Annotated in this window: 15 protein-coding genes and 1 pseudogene; 10 read left to right on the top strand and 6 right to left on the bottom strand. The window is 65.8% G+C overall.

Features of this window, described 5'->3' with window-relative positions:
- Positions 1-126: 126 nt before the first annotated feature.
- The 5 genes from ACVWYQ_RS36870 to ACVWYQ_RS36890 all read left to right on the top strand — a co-directional run bounded on the left by ACVWYQ_RS36870 (position 127) and on the right by ACVWYQ_RS36890 (position 5,246).
- Entirely contained in the window at positions 127-1,476 is a 1,350-nt protein-coding gene (locus ACVWYQ_RS36870) for an amidase (protein WP_456727069.1), read from the top strand.
- A complete protein-coding gene (locus tag ACVWYQ_RS36875; protein WP_404542519.1) occupies positions 1,469-2,155 on the top strand; it encodes a DUF2848 domain-containing protein in 687 nt (228 codons plus the stop codon). The genes ACVWYQ_RS36870 and ACVWYQ_RS36875 overlap by 8 nt, the downstream gene beginning before the upstream one ends.
- 401 nt (positions 2,156-2,556) lie before the next feature.
- Positions 2,557-3,303, top strand: a complete 747-nt coding sequence (locus ACVWYQ_RS36880; RefSeq protein WP_404542517.1) for a 2OG-Fe(II) oxygenase — start codon at positions 2,557-2,559, stop codon at positions 3,301-3,303.
- A gap of 9 nt (positions 3,304-3,312) precedes the next feature.
- Entirely contained in the window at positions 3,313-3,966 is a 654-nt protein-coding gene (alkB, locus tag ACVWYQ_RS36885; RefSeq protein ID WP_404542515.1) for a DNA oxidative demethylase AlkB, read from the top strand.
- 53 nt (positions 3,967-4,019) lie between these two features.
- Positions 4,020-5,246, top strand: a complete 1,227-nt coding sequence (locus ACVWYQ_RS36890; RefSeq protein WP_404652617.1) for an MFS transporter — start codon at positions 4,020-4,022, stop codon at positions 5,244-5,246.
- A 195-nt stretch (positions 5,247-5,441) separates the two neighbouring features.
- Here ACVWYQ_RS36890 and ACVWYQ_RS36895 read toward each other — a convergent pair whose 3' ends face one another.
- The 6 genes from ACVWYQ_RS36895 to hpaH all read right to left on the bottom strand — a co-directional run bounded on the left by ACVWYQ_RS36895 (position 5,442) and on the right by hpaH (position 11,841).
- The gene (locus tag ACVWYQ_RS36895; protein ID WP_271545311.1) at positions 5,442-7,067 is read right to left on the bottom strand and encodes a thiamine pyrophosphate-dependent enzyme; all 1,626 of its coding nucleotides are present in this window, start codon (positions 7,065-7,067) and stop codon (positions 5,442-5,444) included.
- 25 nt (positions 7,068-7,092) lie between these two features.
- Positions 7,093-7,962, bottom strand: a complete 870-nt coding sequence (locus ACVWYQ_RS36900) for a fumarylacetoacetate hydrolase family protein (protein WP_157281278.1) — start codon at positions 7,960-7,962, stop codon at positions 7,093-7,095.
- Positions 7,962-8,945, bottom strand: a complete 984-nt coding sequence (hpaD, locus tag ACVWYQ_RS36905) for a 3,4-dihydroxyphenylacetate 2,3-dioxygenase (RefSeq protein ID WP_157281281.1) — start codon at positions 8,943-8,945, stop codon at positions 7,962-7,964. The genes ACVWYQ_RS36900 and hpaD overlap by 1 nt, the downstream gene beginning before the upstream one ends.
- Before the next feature lie 131 nt (positions 8,946-9,076).
- Positions 9,077-10,615 (bottom strand): 5-carboxymethyl-2-hydroxymuconate semialdehyde dehydrogenase, encoded by a 1,539-nt coding sequence (gene hpaE / locus ACVWYQ_RS36910; RefSeq protein ID WP_456727070.1) that lies wholly within the window; start codon positions 10,613-10,615, stop codon positions 9,077-9,079.
- Complete coding sequence (locus tag ACVWYQ_RS36915; protein WP_404542509.1) at positions 10,608-11,006, bottom strand: 5-carboxymethyl-2-hydroxymuconate Delta-isomerase; 399 nt, start codon at positions 11,004-11,006, stop codon at positions 10,608-10,610. The genes hpaE and ACVWYQ_RS36915 overlap by 8 nt, the downstream gene beginning before the upstream one ends.
- 28 nt (positions 11,007-11,034) lie before the next feature.
- Complete coding sequence (hpaH, locus tag ACVWYQ_RS36920; protein WP_271545308.1) at positions 11,035-11,841, bottom strand: 2-oxo-hept-4-ene-1,7-dioate hydratase; 807 nt, start codon at positions 11,839-11,841, stop codon at positions 11,035-11,037.
- Between the two features lie 112 nt (positions 11,842-11,953).
- Here hpaH and hpaR point away from each other — a divergent pair, with 112 nt between their 5' ends.
- The 5 genes and pseudogenes from hpaR to ACVWYQ_RS36945 all read left to right on the top strand — a co-directional run bounded on the left by hpaR (position 11,954) and on the right by ACVWYQ_RS36945 (position 17,020).
- Entirely contained in the window at positions 11,954-12,472 is a 519-nt protein-coding gene (gene hpaR, locus ACVWYQ_RS36925) for a homoprotocatechuate degradation operon regulator HpaR (protein ID WP_225149904.1), read from the top strand.
- Between the two features lie 114 nt (positions 12,473-12,586).
- Complete coding sequence (locus tag ACVWYQ_RS36930) at positions 12,587-13,363, top strand: HpcH/HpaI aldolase family protein (protein WP_035709283.1); 777 nt, start codon at positions 12,587-12,589, stop codon at positions 13,361-13,363.
- 95 nt (positions 13,364-13,458) lie between these two features.
- Positions 13,459-14,982: a UxaA family hydrolase gene (locus ACVWYQ_RS36935; RefSeq protein ID WP_404542505.1), complete on the top strand. Its 1,524-nt coding sequence runs from the start codon at positions 13,459-13,461 to the stop codon at positions 14,980-14,982.
- Positions 14,983-15,221: 239 nt separating this feature from the next.
- Complete coding sequence (locus ACVWYQ_RS36940) at positions 15,222-15,740, top strand: PAS domain-containing protein (RefSeq protein WP_404542502.1); 519 nt, start codon at positions 15,222-15,224, stop codon at positions 15,738-15,740.
- Positions 15,718-17,020, top strand: a pseudogene (locus tag ACVWYQ_RS36945) (methyl-accepting chemotaxis protein). Before ACVWYQ_RS36940 ends, ACVWYQ_RS36945 begins: the two are co-directional and overlap by 23 nt.
- Positions 17,021-17,151 lie beyond the last annotated feature (131 nt).

Consider the following 17,151-nt stretch of genomic DNA (forward strand, 5'->3'; position numbering starts at 1 on the left):
GATGCGACAATCGACCATGGCGCGTCAACGGTCCAGCAATGCGCATGCATGCCATCATGCGCACAATGCTTGTGTCGAGCTGAGCCAGCGCTATAGATTGCGCGCGAAATATTCCGTGAGACAGACATGCCCGATTTTCCGACACTGGCGCAGCTCGCCGAAGATCTCGAAAGCGGCCGCACCACCTCCCGCAAATTGGTCGAGGCCTGCCTCGCCAGGATCGCCGACCCCGCGGGCGAGGGCCAGCGCGCCTTCATCCATGTCGACAAGGACGCCGCGCTCGCCGCCGCCGATGCGATGGATGCCTTGCGCAAGGCCAAGGCGGCGCCGTCGCGCTATGCCGGCATCCCGATCTCGATCAAGGATCTGTTCGACATCAAGGGCCAGGTGACGCGCGCCGGCTCGCGCGCGCTGGATGACTCAGCCCCGGCCGAGCACGATGCCGCGACGGTGGCGCGGCTGCGAAAGGCCGGCTTCGTCGTGATCGGTCGCACCAACATGACCGAGTTCGCGTATTCCGGCATCGGCATCAATCCGCATTATGGCACGCCGAAGGGAGCTTGGAACCGGTCCGAAGGCCACGTGCCCGGCGGCTCGTCCGCCGGCGCGGCGGTGTCCGTGCTCGACGGCATGGCGCATGGCGCGCTCGGCACCGACACCGGCGGCTCCTGCCGGATTCCGGCCGCCTTCAACAGCATCGTCGGCTACAAGCCGACGCAGCGCCGCGTGCCGCTCGACGGCTCGGTGCCGCTTTCATTCTCGCTCGACAGCATCGGACCGCTCGCACGATCGGTCAGCTGCTGTGCCATACTCGATGCCGTGCTCGCCAATGAGCCGATCGTCGCCTTGAGGCCGCGGCCGATCCAGGGCATGCGCCTTGCGGTGCCCACCACGATCGCGCTCGATGACCTCGACGCCGAGGTGGCCAAGACCTTCGAGCGCGCGCTGAAGACGCTGTCCGATCACGGCGCCATCGTCGAGCGTATCGAGATGGCGGAGTTCCATGACGTCGGCCCGATGAACGCCAAGGGCGGTTTTGCGGCCTCCGAGAGCTATGCCTGGCACCGCTATCTCATCACGGCCAAGGGCGACGTCTACGATCCCAGGGTCGCGGTGCGCATCATGCGCGGCGAGGCGCAGAGCGCGGCCGACTACATCGACCTGCTCAACGAACGCCGCTCGCTGATCGCGCGCGTCAATGCGCGCATCGCGCCCTATGATGCGCTGGTGCTGCCGACCACGCCCAACACACCGCCGAAGATCGCCGACCTCGCCGACGATCAGGCGTTCACCCGCGAGAACATCCGCGCCTTGCGCAATTGCAGCCTGATCAACCTGATCGACGGTTGCGCCATCTCGCTGCCCTGTCATCGCGAGGGCGACATTCCCGTCGGCCTGATGCTGGCGGGCGCAGGCGGCTCGGACCGCCGTATCTTCGAGCTTGCTGCCGGCATGGAGGCCGTCATTCGTGTTTGATCTCACTTTCACCGTCGATGCCCAGGACACCACCACGCCCCTAACGCTGGCGATCGACCAGCTGGTCATCGCCGGCTGGACCGGCCGCGACACGGTCGCGCGCGACAAGCACATCGCCGAGCTGGAGGAGATGGGCATCGCCCGCCCGGCCTCGACGCCGATCTACTACCGCGCCTCGGCGCGGCGGCTGACCCAGGAGGACAGCATCGAATGCACCGGCGGCGATTCTAGCGGCGAGGTCGAGTTCGTGCTGATCGGCTGGCAGGGCCGCATCTTCGTCGGCTGCGGCTCGGATCACACCGACCGCAAGGTCGAGGCCTACAGCGTCACGGTCTCCAAGCAGATGTGCGACAAGCCGATCGCCTCGGCGCTGTGGCAGCTCGAGGACGTCATCGGCCATTGGGACAAGATGATCCTGCGCTCCTACGCCACCATCAAGGGCGAGCGCGTGCTCTACCAAGAGGGCACGCTGGACGCGATGCTGCCGGTCGCCGACCTCATCGCGCGCGGCTTTGACGGTAGCAAGTTCCCCGACGGCTGCGCCATGTTCGGCGGCACCTTCGCCGCCAAGGGCGGCATCCGCCCCGCAGATCGGTTCGATTTCGAGCTGGAAGATCCCGTGCTGAAGCGGACGATCCGGCACGGCTACGACGTGGTGACGCTGCCGGTGCGGGGGTAACTCGCTCCACAAGCGACGGCCCCGTAGGGTGGGCAAAGCGAAGCGTGCCCACGTATTGCCAAGACGTGGGCACGGCGCAAGAGCGCCTTTGCCCACCCTACGAAACTGCCGGTGAGGGGCTGATCCCTCTCCGCGTCATTGCGAGCGAAGCGAAGCAATCCAGGCTCTCTCCGCGGAACCAGTCTGGATTGCTTCGTCGCAAGGGCTCCTCGCAATGACGGGGAGACGATCATCGGAAATCGGGTGGTTGTGGCGCCCGGGATCTGCGACACCCGCTCCCGTCATTCCGGGGCGCGCCCACTTGGGCGCGAGCCCGGAATCCATACTCCCGATCGTGGTTATGGATTCCGGGCTCGCGACTGCATCGCGCCCCGGAATGACGGATGGATAGGATCATCGCCATGGCCATCGCGAAACTCGTTTCCGCTCTCGATGAAACAGCCGACCTCGCCGGCCACGTCGACGCCCTCGACTGGCCCCAAATCACCGCCGAGCTCGACTCCCAAGGCTGCGCCGTGCTGAAGAACCTGCTGACGCCTGCCCAATGCGGCGCCATTGCCGCGCTCTACCCGGACGATGCGCACTTCCGCAGCCGCATCGTGATGGGCCGCCACGGCTTTGGCCGCGGCGAGTACAAGTACTTCGCCTATCCGTTGCCCGAACTGATCGCGCAGCTCCGCCCCGCGCTCTACGCGCACCTGCAAGCCGTCGCCAATCGCTGGAATGAGGCGATGGGGATCGACATCCGCTATCCCGGCACACATGCGGCGTTCCTGAAGCGCTGCCACGACGCCGGGCAGACGCGGCCGACGCCCCTGCTGCTGCAATATGAGGCTGGCGACTACAATTGCCTGCACCAGGACCTCTATGGCGAGCACGTGTTCCCGCTCCAGGTCGCGATCCTGCTGTCCGACCCCGGACGCGATTTCAGCGGCGGCGAGTTCGTGCTGACCGAGCAGCGTCCGCGCATGCAGTCGCGGGCCGAGGTGGTGCCGCTGGCACAGGGCGATGCGGTCGCCTTCGCTGTGCATCATCGTCCGGTGCAGGGGACACGCGGCACCTACCGCGTTAATCTGCGCCACGGCGTCAGCCGGATCAGATCCGGCCGGCGCCACACGCTGGGTGTGATCTTCCACGATGCCAAATGAGCGCTGCGATTGACGGGTGATCTGTTCGACAGCCTCGCCGAGGCGCAGCCATCGCGCGAAAAGATCGCCGACGGTGCCGTGCTGCTGCGCGGCTTCGTCAAGCCGATCGAGAGCGGGCTGATCGACGCGGTCCGCGCCATCGTGGCGCAGTCGCCGTTCCGGCGGATGACGACGCCGGGCGGCCACCTGATGTCGGTGGCGATGACCAATTGCGGCGAGCGGGGCTGGATCACCGATCACACCGGCTATCGCTACGATCCCATCGATCCGCGCACCGGTGCGCCATGGCCGGCGATGCCGCCGCTGTTCGCCGATCTCGCCCGCCGCGCCGCGGAGCAGGGCGGCTTTGAAGGCTTTGCCCCCGATGCCTGCCTCGTCAACCGCTACGAGCCGGGCACGAGGCTGTCGCTGCATCAGGACAAGGACGAGCTGGACTATTCCGCGCCGATCGTCTCGGTCTCGCTCGGGCTGCCCGCGACCTTCCTGTTCGGCGGCCTCGCGCGCAATGACAAGCCGCGCCGCTTCCGGCTCGTCCATGGCGACGTCGTGGTCTGGGGCGGGGCCAGCAGGCTCGCCTATCACGGCGTGGCGCCGCTCGCCGACGGCGAGCATCCGCTGCTCGGCCGGAAGCGGATCAACCTGACCTTCCGCAGGACGCGCTGACGCGTTTCCTCGCAGCCCTCGCTCGTCTAAGCTTGGGGCGGGGAGGCGGCGACATGACGACCACACAGAGCTCGGCCGGCACGGGCACGGCGAACCGCACGGGGCTGTATCTCGGGGTGCTGCAATTGGTGTTCACGCTGGGCTGGACCACCTACGTCGTCTACCTGCCAAAGCTCGCCGCCGATGTCGGCATCGCGCCGTCCACCGTGATCCTCATCCTGATGCTGGATCAGGCGATCTTCACCATTGCCGATACCGCGATGGGAGTAGCCGCCGACAAGCTCGCGCCCCATGTCGGCAGGCTCGGCCTGTTCGTCGCCCTCGTGACCGCGATCTCCTGCGGCGCCTTCGTCGCGCTGCCCTTCGTTGCCGGAGCCGGCGCGGCGGCGCAGGGCTGGTTCATCGCGCTGATCGTGATCTGGTCGATCACCTCCTCGGCGCTGCGCGCGCCGCCGCTGACCTTGCTCGGCAAATACCGCGCCAAGCCGCAGGTGCCGTTCCTCGCAGCGCTCGCCATGCTCGGCTACGGCATCGCCGGCGCGGTCTCCCCCTATCTCGGCGTGGTGCTGCGCGAGCACGATGCGCGGTTGCCGTTCGTGATCTCCAGCGTGGTGCTGCTTCTGACCGCGCTCGGGCTATCCAGGATCGAGCATGACGTGGCGCGCGAGACCGTGCCGCCCACACCGGACGAAGCGGCAAAGCCGCTCGGTCTCGTCCCAATCGCCTTCATCGTCGCGATGATCACGCTCGCACTCGGCTACCAGCTGCACTTTGCCATGAACAGCGCGCCGTTCTATCTGCGCTTTGCAGCTCCCGGCGACCTGCAATGGCTGATGCCGGTGTTTTGGATCGGCTTCAACATCGCGATGTTTCCGGCAAGCCTGATCGTCAAGCATCGCGGCGGCCTCGTCGTGATGGGCGCCGCCGGCCTGTTCGGTGCGGTGGCGATTGCGGCGGCCGAATTCGCCGGCAATCTCAACACGCTGATCGCCGCGCAATTTCTCGCCGGAGCTGCCTGGGGCTGCATGCTGATGAGCGCGGTCTCGGCTGCGCTCGCGATCGGCTCGACCGGCGCGGAAGGCAAGGTCACGGGCCTCGTCTTCTCCGCGCTCGCCCTCGGCACCTTCGCGCGGATGGCCGCGGTTGCCGGCGGCCTGCAGAAGATGCCGGAATACGCGCCGCTGCTGCACTGGGCGCCGGTCGCCTGCTGGTCGGTCGCGGGCGCCGGTCTGCTGGTGATTGCAGCCGCGCGGCTGCAGGGCGCGTCTAAAGCGCGATGAATTAGGCTTGATCGCGCAACGACGGAGGTACGCTCCCTCTCCCGCTTGCGGGAGAGGGTTGGGGAGAGGGTGCTTCCGCAATGGGACAATCCCCAAGAGGAGAAAGCCCTCACCCGCGCCTTCGGCGCGACCTCTCCCGCAAGCGGGAGAGGTGAACAAGCCGCGACAATCGATTCAACCTAAAGCCATTTCGCCTCAAGGCTTCGGCGGGTGAATGAAGGCCCACGGGCTGACTTCGGAATCCCGGGGCACCTCGACGGAAATCAGCACCGGCCCGCCGTGGCCGAGCGCCTTCTCCATCGCCGCCTTGAATTGCTCCGGCGCGGTGACGCGCGCAGCAGTCACGCCAAAGGATTCCGCGAGCTTGACGAAATCCGGATTGACGAGGTCGGACGCCACCACTCGGCCATCGAAATGCTGGCGTTGGTCGCGGCGGACATTGCCGTAGGCGTTGTTGTTGAACACCAGCGTCACCACGCCGATGTTGAACTGCACGGCGGTGGCAAGCTCCTGCACGCCGAACATGAAGCCGCCGTCCCCGGTGATGGCGACGACCGGCTTGTCGGGATTGGCGACCTTGGCGCCGAGCGCGGTCGGGAAACCCGAGCCGAGCGTGCCCTGGTAGCCCGAGGTGATGAAGGTGCGCGGCTGGTAGATTGGAAAGCCGTACCAGGAGGCGAAGCCGACCTGCGACAGTTCGTCGGTGACGATCGCATCTGCCGGCAGTACCTCGCGCAGGATGTTGAGATAGGCCATCTGCGGCTGAACCCGCTGGATCTCGGCTTGCGCGGCCGCGGTGGCCTCGCGGATCGTGCCGCGCCGTCCGGAAGTCTTGCTGTAGCCGGCCCTGCGAACGGCGGCGGCGAGATCGCGGGTCGCGGTCTTGGCATCGGCGACGATCGCGGTGTCCGACGAGAACCGCCGCATCTCGACCGGATCGATGTCGATGCGGATGCTCTTCAGGCCAGTGGGCCGATACGGCCAGCGCGACATGGTCGGCAGCTCAAGCCGTGTGCCGATGCCGATCATGAGATCGGTATTCGGCCACAGCCTGTAGGCCGCGGCCATAGTGAGCCCGAGCTCGTGCGCATTGGAGACGATGCCGCGGCCGCTGCGGAAGGCGACCACGGGCGCATCGATCATCTCGGCGAGCTCGAGGATTTCCTCACCCGCTTCGATCGCGCCGCTGCCGACGAAGATCATCGGCGCCTTGCTGGTCCTGATGAGCGCGGCGGCCTGCTTGATCATATCAGGATCAGGCTGCGGCGCCGGCAGAGGCTCCAGCACCTTCGCAGGCGCCGCGTCGGCACGCTGGGTGAAGACGTCCCAGGGCATCTCGACCGACGCGGGGCCGCGCCGTCCCGACATCATCTCCTGGAAAGCGCGCGCGACGATCGTCGGCGCATCGCCGGGATATTCGATGCGCTCGGCCCATTTCACATAGGTGCGCAAGGTCGCGAGTTGGTCCGGCATCTCATGCAGATGGCCGCGACCCTTGCCCAGGAACGAAGTCGGCACCTGGCCGGTGACGCACAGCACCGGCTCGTTGCAGCCGAACGCGGTGAGCAGCGCGGCGCTGGCATTGAGCACGCCCGGGCCGGGTACCACGCTGAACACGCCGGGCCGGCCGCTGGAGCGCGCATAGCCGAATGCCATGTAGCCGCAGGCCTGCTCGTGCCGCGCGCCGATCACCTTGAGCTGGGCCTGGTGGAACGCGTCGAACAGGCCGTAGACCTGCGCGCCGGGCAGGCCGAACACGGTGTCGACGCCGTGGGCGACAAGCCCGCTTACGATCGCTTCGCCGCCGGAGAGGCTGGTCATTTGGTTATTCCATTTCGCTTGTTGTTCAGGCTTCGTCGATCACGCCGTTGCGCAAGCGCCCGATCCCCTCGGCCTCGACCTCGACGACATCGCCAGGCTTCAGATAGCGCGGCGGATCGAACCGCGCACCGGCGCCGGTCGGCGTGCCCGTGACGATGATATCGCCGGGGACCAGGGTTGCGAAGGTCGAGATATAGTTCAGGAGATAGCGGAACGGAAACATCAGCCGGCTGGTGCGATCGTCCTGCCTGAGCTCGCCGTTGACATGCGTGGTGAGCCTGACGTCCGCGATCTGCGATTCCCGCGTGTAGGGCACCAGCCACGGGCCGAGGCTGCCGCTGGAATCGAAGTTCTTGCCCTGCGTCACGTTGAACTTGGCGTGGCGCAGCCAGTCACGCACCGAGCCCTCGTTGCAGAGCGTCAGCGCGGCGATGTGATCGAGCGCGGCGCTTTCGGGAATGTGCCGGCCTTGCTTGCCGATCACCAGCACGATCTCGCCCTCATAGTCGAGCTGCGCCGAGGCGCGCGGGCGCACCAGCGGCGTGTCGTGGCCGACGAAGGAGCGGGGCGAGCGCATGAACATGCTGGGATATTTCGGCGCCTCCTGGCCGTCCTTGTACTCGGCGTTACGATCAGGATAGTTGACGCCGATGCAGATGATCTTCTCCGGTGCCGGGACCGGCGGCAACCAGGTGATCTCGCTGAGTGCGTGAACCGGCGTGCGACCAGCGGCTTCCTCTGCAAGGCTCACGAGCTTTCCGGACGCGATCACCTCGCGCAGCGTCGGATAGGTCTGGGCATAGCGCGCGGAGAGATCGACGATGCCGCCTTCCAGAACGGCGCCGTACTTGGTTTCACCCTTGACGGAATAGGTGGCGAGACGAGGCAGCTTCATCAGTCCGCCACCAGCACATCGGCCACGAATTTCGGCTCGCGCACGGCTTGGCCCGTGAACGGCGAGCCCTGCTCGAACCAGGACCGCGGCGCCGGGGCGCCCCACAGCGTCTGGCGGCGCGGATCGCGCAGCGACCAGCGCAGCGGCTCGTGGTCGTGATCTCCGGTGAAATAGTCGCTGGTGTAGAGCTCGAGGCGGTGTCCGTCGGGATCGCGCACATAGAGGAAGAACGCGTTCGAGATGCCATGGCGTCCCGGCCCGCGCTCGATGTTCTTCACAAAACCTTGCGAAGCCATGACGTCGCAGAGATGGATGATGTTCATCGCCGTCGGCGTCCAGTAGGCGAAGTGATGGAGGCGCGGCCCCTTGCCGTTGGTGATCGCAAAATCGTGGACATTGCCCTTGCGATGCATCCAGGCCGCGGCGATGCGCCCGTTCGGCCCGTCCTCCTCGGCATATTCGGTGAGGCGAAAACCGAGCCGGGCGTAGAATTCCATCGTGTCCTGCACTTCGGCCGCGAAGACGTTGAAGTGATCCAGCCGCTGCGGGTGGCAGCCCCGGTAGAGGTCGTAGCGGCGCAGGAGATGCGGCCGCCGCTCCATCGCCGCGTAGAGCTCGATTCTAAAGCCGAAGGGATCGGTGAATTGCAGCGTGCGGCCCTGGAACGGCTGGTCGACGAAGGCGTAGGCGAGGCCGTTCTCGGACAGGAACGTGGCGGCCTTGTCGAGATCTTTGTCGTTGCCGACCTTGAAGCCGAGCCGGGCGCAAGCCGGCACCGCGGCCTTGCGCAGCACCAGCGAGTGATGCTGGTGCTCCTCGGCCGCGCGCAGGTAGACGGCCTCTTCGTCGGCGTCCTCGACATGCAGGCCGACAATGGTCTCGTAGAACTCGCGGCTCAGCTTCAGGTCGGTGACGTCGAGCACGACGTGGCTGGAGCGGATGATGTTGAACGGCGGTTCGAAGACATGTTGCGGTACCGGCATGTGCGTTTCCCCTTCTCGGCTTCGTCATTCCGGGCTTACGAAGCACGAACCCGGAATCCATTCATCCACCAACTCTGCTGCTCGATGGATCCGGGTTAGGCTCTTCGAGCCGCCCCGGAATGACACCGCCGCTAAATTCCCAGCTTCTGAATCTTGTGCGTGCCCCGCGCTAGCGAGACGTGCTTGGTTTCCATGTAGAAGTCGAACGAATAATCGCCGCCGTCGCGGCCGATGCCTGAAGCCTTCATGCCGCCGAACGGCGTCGGCAGATGGCGGACATTCTCCGAGTTCAGCCAGATCATGCCGGCCTCGAGCGCATCGGCAACACGCAGTGCGCGTCCCATGTCATTGGTCCAGACATAGCCGGTCAGGCCGTAACGGATGTCGTTGGCGATCTCGATCGCGTCCACCTCGTGTGGGAAGGGCAGTACGGTCAGGAACGGCCCGAACACCTCCTCCTGCGCGACCCGCATCTTGCCGTGCGCACCGGTCACCAGCGTCGGCTCGACATAATGCCCGCCGCCGGGGCCGTCGTAGGCCTTGCCGCCGACCGCAATGGTGGCACCGTCCTGGCGCGCCACGTCGAAATAGGAGCAGACCTTTGCCAGATGCCGCTCGTGGATCAGCGGGCCGATCTCGGTGGCGGGATCGAGGGGATGGCCCACCTTGAGCGCCTTCACCCGCGCGGTCAGCTTCTCCACGAATTCTTTCGCGATGCTCTGCTGGATCAGCAGCCGACTCGAAGAGGTGCAGCGCTCGCCATTGAGCGAGTAGATCATGAACACGACGGCATCGAGCGCGCGGTCGAGATCGGCGTCGTCAAACACGATCACCGGGTTCTTGCCGCCAAGCTCGAAATGCACGCGCTTCAAGGTCGGCGCGCCCTGCATCATGATGGCCGAGCCGGTCGCGCTCTCGCCGACGAAGCCGATTGCCTTGATGGCGGGATGCTCGGTCAGCGCCTTGCCCGCTTCCTCGCCAAAGCCGTGCACGGTGTTGAGCACGCCGTCGGGGACGCCGGCTTCCTTCACGAGCCTTCCCAGAATGGAAGCGGTCACCGGCGACCATTCGGCCGGCTTGTGCACGACGGTGCAGCCGGCCGCCAGCGCTGGCGCGATCTTCCAGGTCGAGAGCATGAACGGCGTATTCCATGGCGTGATCACGCCGACCGGGCCGATCGGCACCCGCGTCGAGACGTTCCAATGCTCCTCGCTCGGCGTGTTAAGGCCGTCGCGCGCCTCGCTGCATTTGTCGGCGAAGAAACGGAAATTCTCGGCGGCGCGGATCGCGGCCTTTGCCATGAAGCGATAGGCCTGCCCGGTATCGATGCATTCGAGCACCGCGATGTCCTCGGCATTGTCCTCGATCGCATCGGCCACCCGATGCAGCAGCTTCTTCCGCATCGGCGGGCCCATGTCGCGCCACGACTTGAACGCGAGTGCAGCCGCAGTCGCTGCCGCGTCGATGTCCTCGGCATTGCCCCGCGCGACGCTGGCGAGCACGGCGCCATCGACCGGCGACCTGGTCTCGAACGTCTCGCCCGAGATCGAGGCGACGGTCTTGCCGTCGATCATGTGGCCGATGCCGTCCGCGCGCAGAGTTTTCAAAAGCGGCGCGAGGCGGTCACGGTTGGCCTGGAACAGATCGGCTTTCGGCGTGGGCTTATCCATGAGCGGCCTCCGCTTTCAGGGCGTCGTGAATGTTGTTGCGCTTCCAGCTGGTGTCCTTGTCGTTGATCTGCATGTCGAACGACAGGGCGAACTTGCTGGCGGCGAAGACGGGATCGAGATGTCTTGAGAGCGCCTGGAAGACGTGCTCGCCGGCCTTCTGGCGGGTAGGCAGGTCGCGGCCCTCGCCGATGCGCAGCACCATGTCCAGGAATCCGTAGTCCTGCCGCGCGTCCGCAATCGCATAGTGCTCGCAGCGGATGGCACGAACGCGGATGCCGCCGAGCGGGAAGATACCGGTCTCGCTAGCTGCCTTGCGCACGACCTCGCACACCGCGGCGATGTCGAGACGGCCGTCGAGATTGGCCGAATACTCGATGGTGAAATGCGGCATCGCGGTTTCACTCCCTGTCTTCTTCCGCCTAGGCGAAGTAGCAGCTCACCGAGCCGTAGGCGCCATAATCGGCCTGGATTGTGTCGCCCTTGCGGGTCTCAATCGGACGGATGAACGAGCCGGCGAGCACGACCTGGCCGGGCTCGAGCGCCAGCCCAAGCGGGGCGATCTTGTTGGCGAGCCAGGCGACGGCAGTCGCGGGATGATTGAGCACGCCGGCGGCAAGGCCGGTCTCTTCCAGCTGGCCGTTCTTGAAGCAGAGCGCTCCGATCCAGCGCAGGTCAGCATCCAGCGGGCGGATCGGCCGCCCGCCGAGCACGATGCCGGCATTCGCCGCATTGTCGGCGATGGTGTCGAAGATCTTTCGCGTCGCCTTGGTCTTGGGATCGACGCGCTCGATCCGCGTATCCAAAATCTCCAGCGCCGGCACCACGAAGTCGGTGGCGTTGAGCACGTCGAACAGCGTGCAGTCGGGCCCTGAAAGGCGCTTGCTCATGACGAAGGCGAGCTCGGCCTCGACGCGCGTCGCGATGAAGCGCTCGGTCGGAACGAGGCCGCCATCAGCGAAGAACATGTCGTCGAGCAGCACGCCGGAATCCGGCTCGTCGATGCCAAGCGCGCTCTGCATCGCTTTCGAAGTGAGGCCGATCTTGTGGCCTTTGACCACGCGCCCCTCGGCGATCTTGACGTCGACCCAGGCCTTCTGAATCGCATACGCATCCGAGATGCTGATGTCCGGGAAGTCGTGCGAGAGCTGCCGGATTTGCGTGCGCGTCTTCTCCGCCTGGTGCAGACGCCTCGCGCAAGCTTGGATATCGTCGTTGGAAAGCGCCATTTGTGATCTTACAAATCGTGGTGCCGCGGAGATACTTAACATGTTAAGTGAATGCGTCAAACACAGATTCGGCTTGCTGCACTGCAAACGTTTTGCGGCTTGAAGGGGCGTCATGACCAAGAAATCTGCCGATCCCGCCAACGGTCACCCGCCTGCCGCGCGCCAGGTGCCGATGCGCGATTTCTCGCGCTCGCTGCCGATGTCGCTGCTGCGAGCCCGGGAAGCGGTGATGCGGCAGTTTCGTCCCTCGCTGCGCGAGCACGGCCTGACCGAGCAGCAATGGCGCATCCTGCGCGCGCTGGCGGCGATCGAGGCGGTCGAGGTCACGGAACTCGCGCGCACCGCGTTCCTGCTCGGGCCGAGCCTGTCGCGCATCCTGCGCGACCTCGAGGCGCGCAACCTGATCGAGCGCAAGACGGCGAAGGCCGACCAGCGCCGCAGCATGGTCTCGATCTCGAAAGAGGGGCTGAAGCTGATGGCCTCGGTCGCGCCGACGTCGGAGGCGATCTATGCCGAGATCACGCGGCGCTTCGGCGCCCGCAAGCTCGCCGAATTGCAGGAGATGCTCGGCGAGCTCGAACGGAGCCTTGCCGGGCTCGGCGGCGCGGACGAGACAATAGCCGGGGAGTGAAACCAGATATGCGTGCGTGCGCGGCGAGAGCCATGGACATTCACGCTTTTTTTCGCTCAAAGTGCGGCCCAACCGATCCGCGGCGAGTGAGAGCAACAGGGAAGGAAAGGCAACGTGGCGAACAAAGTCAAAGAGATCTGGAAGTCGGGCAAGGCGGTCGTCAACGCCTGGCTTGCCATTCCCTCCGGCTTCTCGGCCGAGATGGTCGCGCAATGCGGCTTCGACAGCGTCACGGTCGACATGCAGCACGGCGTGCAGGACTATCTCTCGATGGTGCAGTGCTTCCAGGCCATGGACAAGCATCCGATCACCCCGATGGTCCGCGTGCCCTGGAACGAACCCGGCATCATCGGCAAGGTGCTCGATGGCGGCGCCTATGGCGTGATCTGCCCGATGGTCAACACGCCGCAGGAAGCCCGGAACCTGGTCTCCTATTCGAAATATCCGCCCAAGGGCGTGCGCTCCAACGGTCCGATCCGCGCCGGCATGTACGGCACCGCCGGCTCCTATCAGAAGACGGCCAACGACGAGATTGTGCTGCTGCCGATGATGGAGACGCGGACCGCCGTCGAGAACATGGAAGCGATCCTCGACGTCGAAGGCATCGACGGCGTCTATATCGGCCCGTCCGATCTCGGCTTCTCCTACGGCCTCGAGCCCAAGCTCGACCGCAGCGAGCCCGAGATCCTCGCGATCTACGAGAAGATCATCAAGGAATGCGGCAAGCGCGGCCTCAACCCGGGCATCCATTGCAGCGGCGCCGAAGGCGCGGCGCGCGCGATCAACATGGGCTTCAAGCTGGTGACGCTGTCCAACGAAGTCGGCCTGATGACCACCTACGCCAAGATGCAGGTGAACGCGACCCGCAAGGATTCGGGCGGCAAGGCGTAAAAAACCCGCGAATGGCGAATGGGAGTAGCGAATAGGGCTGCTCCCATTTCCACTCGCCATTCGCTATTCGCTACTCGCCTCCGAAGGAGACTTCCATGACCATCAGCCCCGTCATCCGCCTCCATCCCGATGATGGTGTGGTGATCGCGCGCGCGAGCCTGCCGCCGGGAACATTGGTCGCCGACGGCGTGACCACGGTCGATCGCATCCCCTCCGGCCACAAGGTCGCGATCAAGCCGATCGCCGAAGGCGAGCCGATCAGGCGCTACGGCCAGATCATCGGCTTTGCCACGCAAGCCATCGCGCCGGGCCAGCACGTGCACGTGCAGAATTGCGGCATGGGTGATTTCGCCAAGGACTATGCCTATTGCGTCGACGTCAAGCCGACGCCGAATTTCGACCTGCCGGCGACCTTCGAGGGCATCCGCCGTCCGGACGGCCGCGTCGCCACGCGCAACTATATCGGCATCCTCACCTCGGTGAATTGCAGCGCGCATGTCGCGAGCCTCGTCGCCGACGTCTTCAAGAAGAATCCCTTCACCGGCGACAATCCGCTCGCCGACTTCCCCAACGTCGACGGCGTCGTCGCGCTGACCCACAAGACCGGCTGCGGCATGACGCAGAACGAGCCGCTGGCGCTGCTCCGCCGCACGCTCGGCGGCTATGCGCGGCACGTCAACTTCTCCCACGTCATCGTGCTCGGCCTCGGCTGCGAGGTGAACCAGATCGGCGGCCTCATGGAAGAGCAGAAGCTTGCCGGACGACTGCGCGCGATGGACATCCAGGAGGTCGGCGGCACCCGCAAGACGGTCGAAGCCGGCATCGCCTTCGTGCGCGAGGCGCTGACTGACGCCGACAAGGTCAAACGCGAGACGGTGCCGGCGAGCGAGCTCACCGTGGCGCTGCAATGCGGCGGCTCGGACGGCTATTCCGGCGTTTCCGCCAATCCCGCGCTGGGGGCGGCCAGCGACCTCATCGTGCGTCACGGCGGCACCGTGATCCTGTCGGAGACGCCGGAGACCTACGGCGCCGAGCATCTCTTGACACGCCGCGCCGTCAGCCGCGAGGTCGGCGAGAAGCTGGTCGACCTGATGCGCTGGTGGGACGAGTACACCGCGCGCGAAGGCGCCGAGATGAACGCCAATCCGAGCCCCGGCAACAAGGCCGGCGGCCTTACCACCATTCTGGAGAAGTCGCTCGGCGCGATGGCGAAGGCCGGCACCACCAACCTCGTCGAGGTGCTGCGCTACGCCGAGCCCGTCACCAAGAAGGGGTTCGTGTTCATGGACACGCCCGGCTACGATCCAGTAGCTGCGACCGGGCAGGTCGCCGGCGGCGCCAACCTCGTCTGCTTCACCACGGGCCGCGGCAGCGTGTTCGGCTGCAAGCCGGCGCCGTCGATCAAGCTCGCCACCAACACGCCCATGTACAAGCGCATGGAAGAGGACATGGACGTCAATTGCGGCACCATCCTCGAAGGCGAGGAGAGCGTCGAACAATGCGGACGGCGCATCTTCGAACTCATCCTCAAGACCGCCTCGGGCCAGCCCACAAAGAGCGAGAGCTTCGATTTCGGCGGCGCCGAGTTCGCGCCCTGGGTGCTGGGCGCGACGATGTAGTCGCGCTTGGCTAGCGCTGCGCAGCCCATCAAGAGCCGCCGGTAGCCGATGACCGCAACCGGAATCGGAGCGCGTGTGGCGATCCGAAATGCAACGACCGTTCGCTAAGTAATGATACGTAGGTGGGCGCCGGCTGCAAAAAGTTCCCGGCTTACACCTGGTTAACATTGTTGCCGTAGACACGAGGGTGATGCGGCTTCACAGCGTGGTGGGGCCGGCGTGACTTGAGGATCGAACCGATGCAAGCGATACGTCCCACTGGGGTGGAAAATCTCCTCGGTGAGGAGGAGCTGATCGTATCGAAGACCGATCTCAAAGGCCGCATCACCTACGCCAACGACGTCTTCATCCGCATGGCGAAGTACTCGTGGAAGGAGCTGATGGGCGCGCCCCACAGCTTGATCCGCCATCCCGACATGCCGCGCGCCGTCTTCAAGCTGCTGTGGGACACGCTGCAGTCCAAGCAGGAGATCTTCGCCTACGTCGTCAACCTGGCGAAGGACGGCAGCCACTATTGGGTGTTCGCCCACGTCACGCCGACATTCGACGAGCGCGGCAACATCGTCGGCTATCACTCCAACCGTCGCAAGCCGGATCCCGCGCAGATCGAGCGCATCAAGCCGATCTACAAGACGCTGTGCACTGAGGAGGCGCGGCATGCCAATGCCAAGGAGGGCATGCAGGCGAGCTTCGAGACGATGGTCGGGCTGCTCAAGCAACAGGGTGTCGGTTACGATGAATTTGTGCTCTCTCTCTAAGGCGCAGGGAGCGACCGCGCTCGCGTGTGGTCTTGCCGTCGTTGCGTTCGTTCTCTCGCTGCTCGGCATATCCGGTATCACGAGTGCCGCTTCTCTCGGCGCGACGATCGCGCTCTCCGGCTATGCCGTCTGGTGCCAGCACCGCGCGGCGGTTTCCGTCGACGAGGTCGCCGATGTCTGTCGCAAGGCGGCGGCCGGCGATCTCGAGGCGCGCATCCTCAGCGAGCGGCAGGCCGGGCGCATCGGCGCCATCCAGAAATCGGTCAACGACATGCTCGACATTACCGATGCGTTCCAGCGTGAAGCTTCGGCGTCGATGGAGTATGCCAGCCGCGGCAAGTATTTCCGCAAGATCCTGGCGCGGATTGCCCGGCTCGTTCCGCCGCTCGGCGACCGTCATCAATTCCGGCACCGACAGCCTTGGCCGCAGGGTCGTCGAGATCGCGGACCTTGCCAGGCAGTTCGGCGCGCATCTCGACCAGGTTGCGGGCACGCTGATGGGCGCGGCGACCGATCTCGAATCCGATGCCGGCCAGATGGCGGCGGCGGCGGAGAAGACCAGCCTGCAAACCTCCGGCGTGCTCAGCGCGTCCGACCAGGCCTCGCGCAACGTCGCCACTGTCGCCAGCGCCGCCGAGCAGCTCGCATCGTCGATCGCCGAGATCAACCGCCAGGTGGCCGGCTCGACCGCGAGCACGGGGCGGGCGGTGAACGAAGCCAATCGCGCCGGCGGCGAGATCCGGAGCCTTGCGGACGCCGCGATGCAGATCGGCGATGTCGTCAAGCTGATCAGCGAGATCGCCTCGCAGACCAACCTGCTCGCGCTCAATGCCACCATCGAGGCGGCCCGCGCGGGCGACGCCGGCCGCGGCTTCGCGGTGGTGGCCTCCGAGGTCAAGAGCCTCGCCAACCAGACCGCCAAGGCGACCGAAGAGATCAGCGCCAAGGTCGGCGAGATGCAGCAATCGACCACCACTTCGGTCGCTGCCGTCGAGGCGATCGCGCAGACCATCGCGGAGATCGACGGCATCTCCGCCTCGATTGCCGCCTCGATCGAGCAGCAGGGGGCGGCGACGCGCGAGATCGCCCGCAACGTTCACGAAGCCTCAACCGGCACCTCGCAGGTCTCCTCCAACGTGACGGGCATCAGCGAAGCCGCCGCCGACACCGGCCGCGTCGCTGCCCGCGTCAACCACGCCTCCGAACGCGTCCACGGCGAAGTCGAGACGCTCCGCCGCGAAGTGACCCAGTTCCTGCAAAGGCTGACCTCGGCGGCGTAACGTTTCTGCAAACGAGGTCGTCATGCCCGGGCTCGTCCCGGGCATCCACGTTCTTGGTTCTGCGCGGCAAAGGTCGTGGATGGCCGGGACAAGCCCGGCCATGACGCCGTGGAAGCAGCACCGCGCCAACC

The sequence above is a fragment of the Bradyrhizobium sp. USDA 3397 genome (assembly GCF_054060965.1).

Bases quoted from the DNA above. Each gene is read 5' to 3' on its own strand.
- ACVWYQ_RS36900 (WP_157281278.1), bottom strand. From the start codon at position 7,962: ATGAAGCTGCCTCGTCTCGCCACCTATTCCGTCAAGGGTGAAACCAAG.
- ACVWYQ_RS36880 (WP_404542517.1), top strand. From the start codon at position 2,557: ATGGCCATCGCGAAACTCGTTTCCGCTCTCGATGAAACAGCCGACCTC.
- hpaD (WP_157281281.1), bottom strand. From the start codon at position 8,945: ATGCCGGTACCGCAACATGTCTTCGAACCGCCGTTCAACATCATCCGC.
- hpaR (WP_225149904.1), top strand. From the start codon at position 11,954: ATGACCAAGAAATCTGCCGATCCCGCCAACGGTCACCCGCCTGCCGCG.
- hpaE (WP_456727070.1), bottom strand. From the start codon at position 10,615: ATGGATAAGCCCACGCCGAAAGCCGATCTGTTCCAGGCCAACCGTGAC.
- hpaH (WP_271545308.1), bottom strand. From the start codon at position 11,841: ATGGCGCTTTCCAACGACGATATCCAAGCTTGCGCGAGGCGTCTGCAC.
- ACVWYQ_RS36940 (WP_404542502.1), top strand. From the start codon at position 15,222: ATGCAAGCGATACGTCCCACTGGGGTGGAAAATCTCCTCGGTGAGGAG.
- ACVWYQ_RS36870 (WP_456727069.1), top strand. From the start codon at position 127: ATGCCCGATTTTCCGACACTGGCGCAGCTCGCCGAAGATCTCGAAAGC.
- ACVWYQ_RS36895 (WP_271545311.1), bottom strand. From the start codon at position 7,067: ATGACCAGCCTCTCCGGCGGCGAAGCGATCGTAAGCGGGCTTGTCGCC.
- ACVWYQ_RS36890 (WP_404652617.1), top strand. From the start codon at position 4,020: ATGACGACCACACAGAGCTCGGCCGGCACGGGCACGGCGAACCGCACG.
- ACVWYQ_RS36935 (WP_404542505.1), top strand. From the start codon at position 13,459: ATGACCATCAGCCCCGTCATCCGCCTCCATCCCGATGATGGTGTGGTG.
- ACVWYQ_RS36915 (WP_404542509.1), bottom strand. From the start codon at position 11,006: ATGCCGCATTTCACCATCGAGTATTCGGCCAATCTCGACGGCCGTCTC.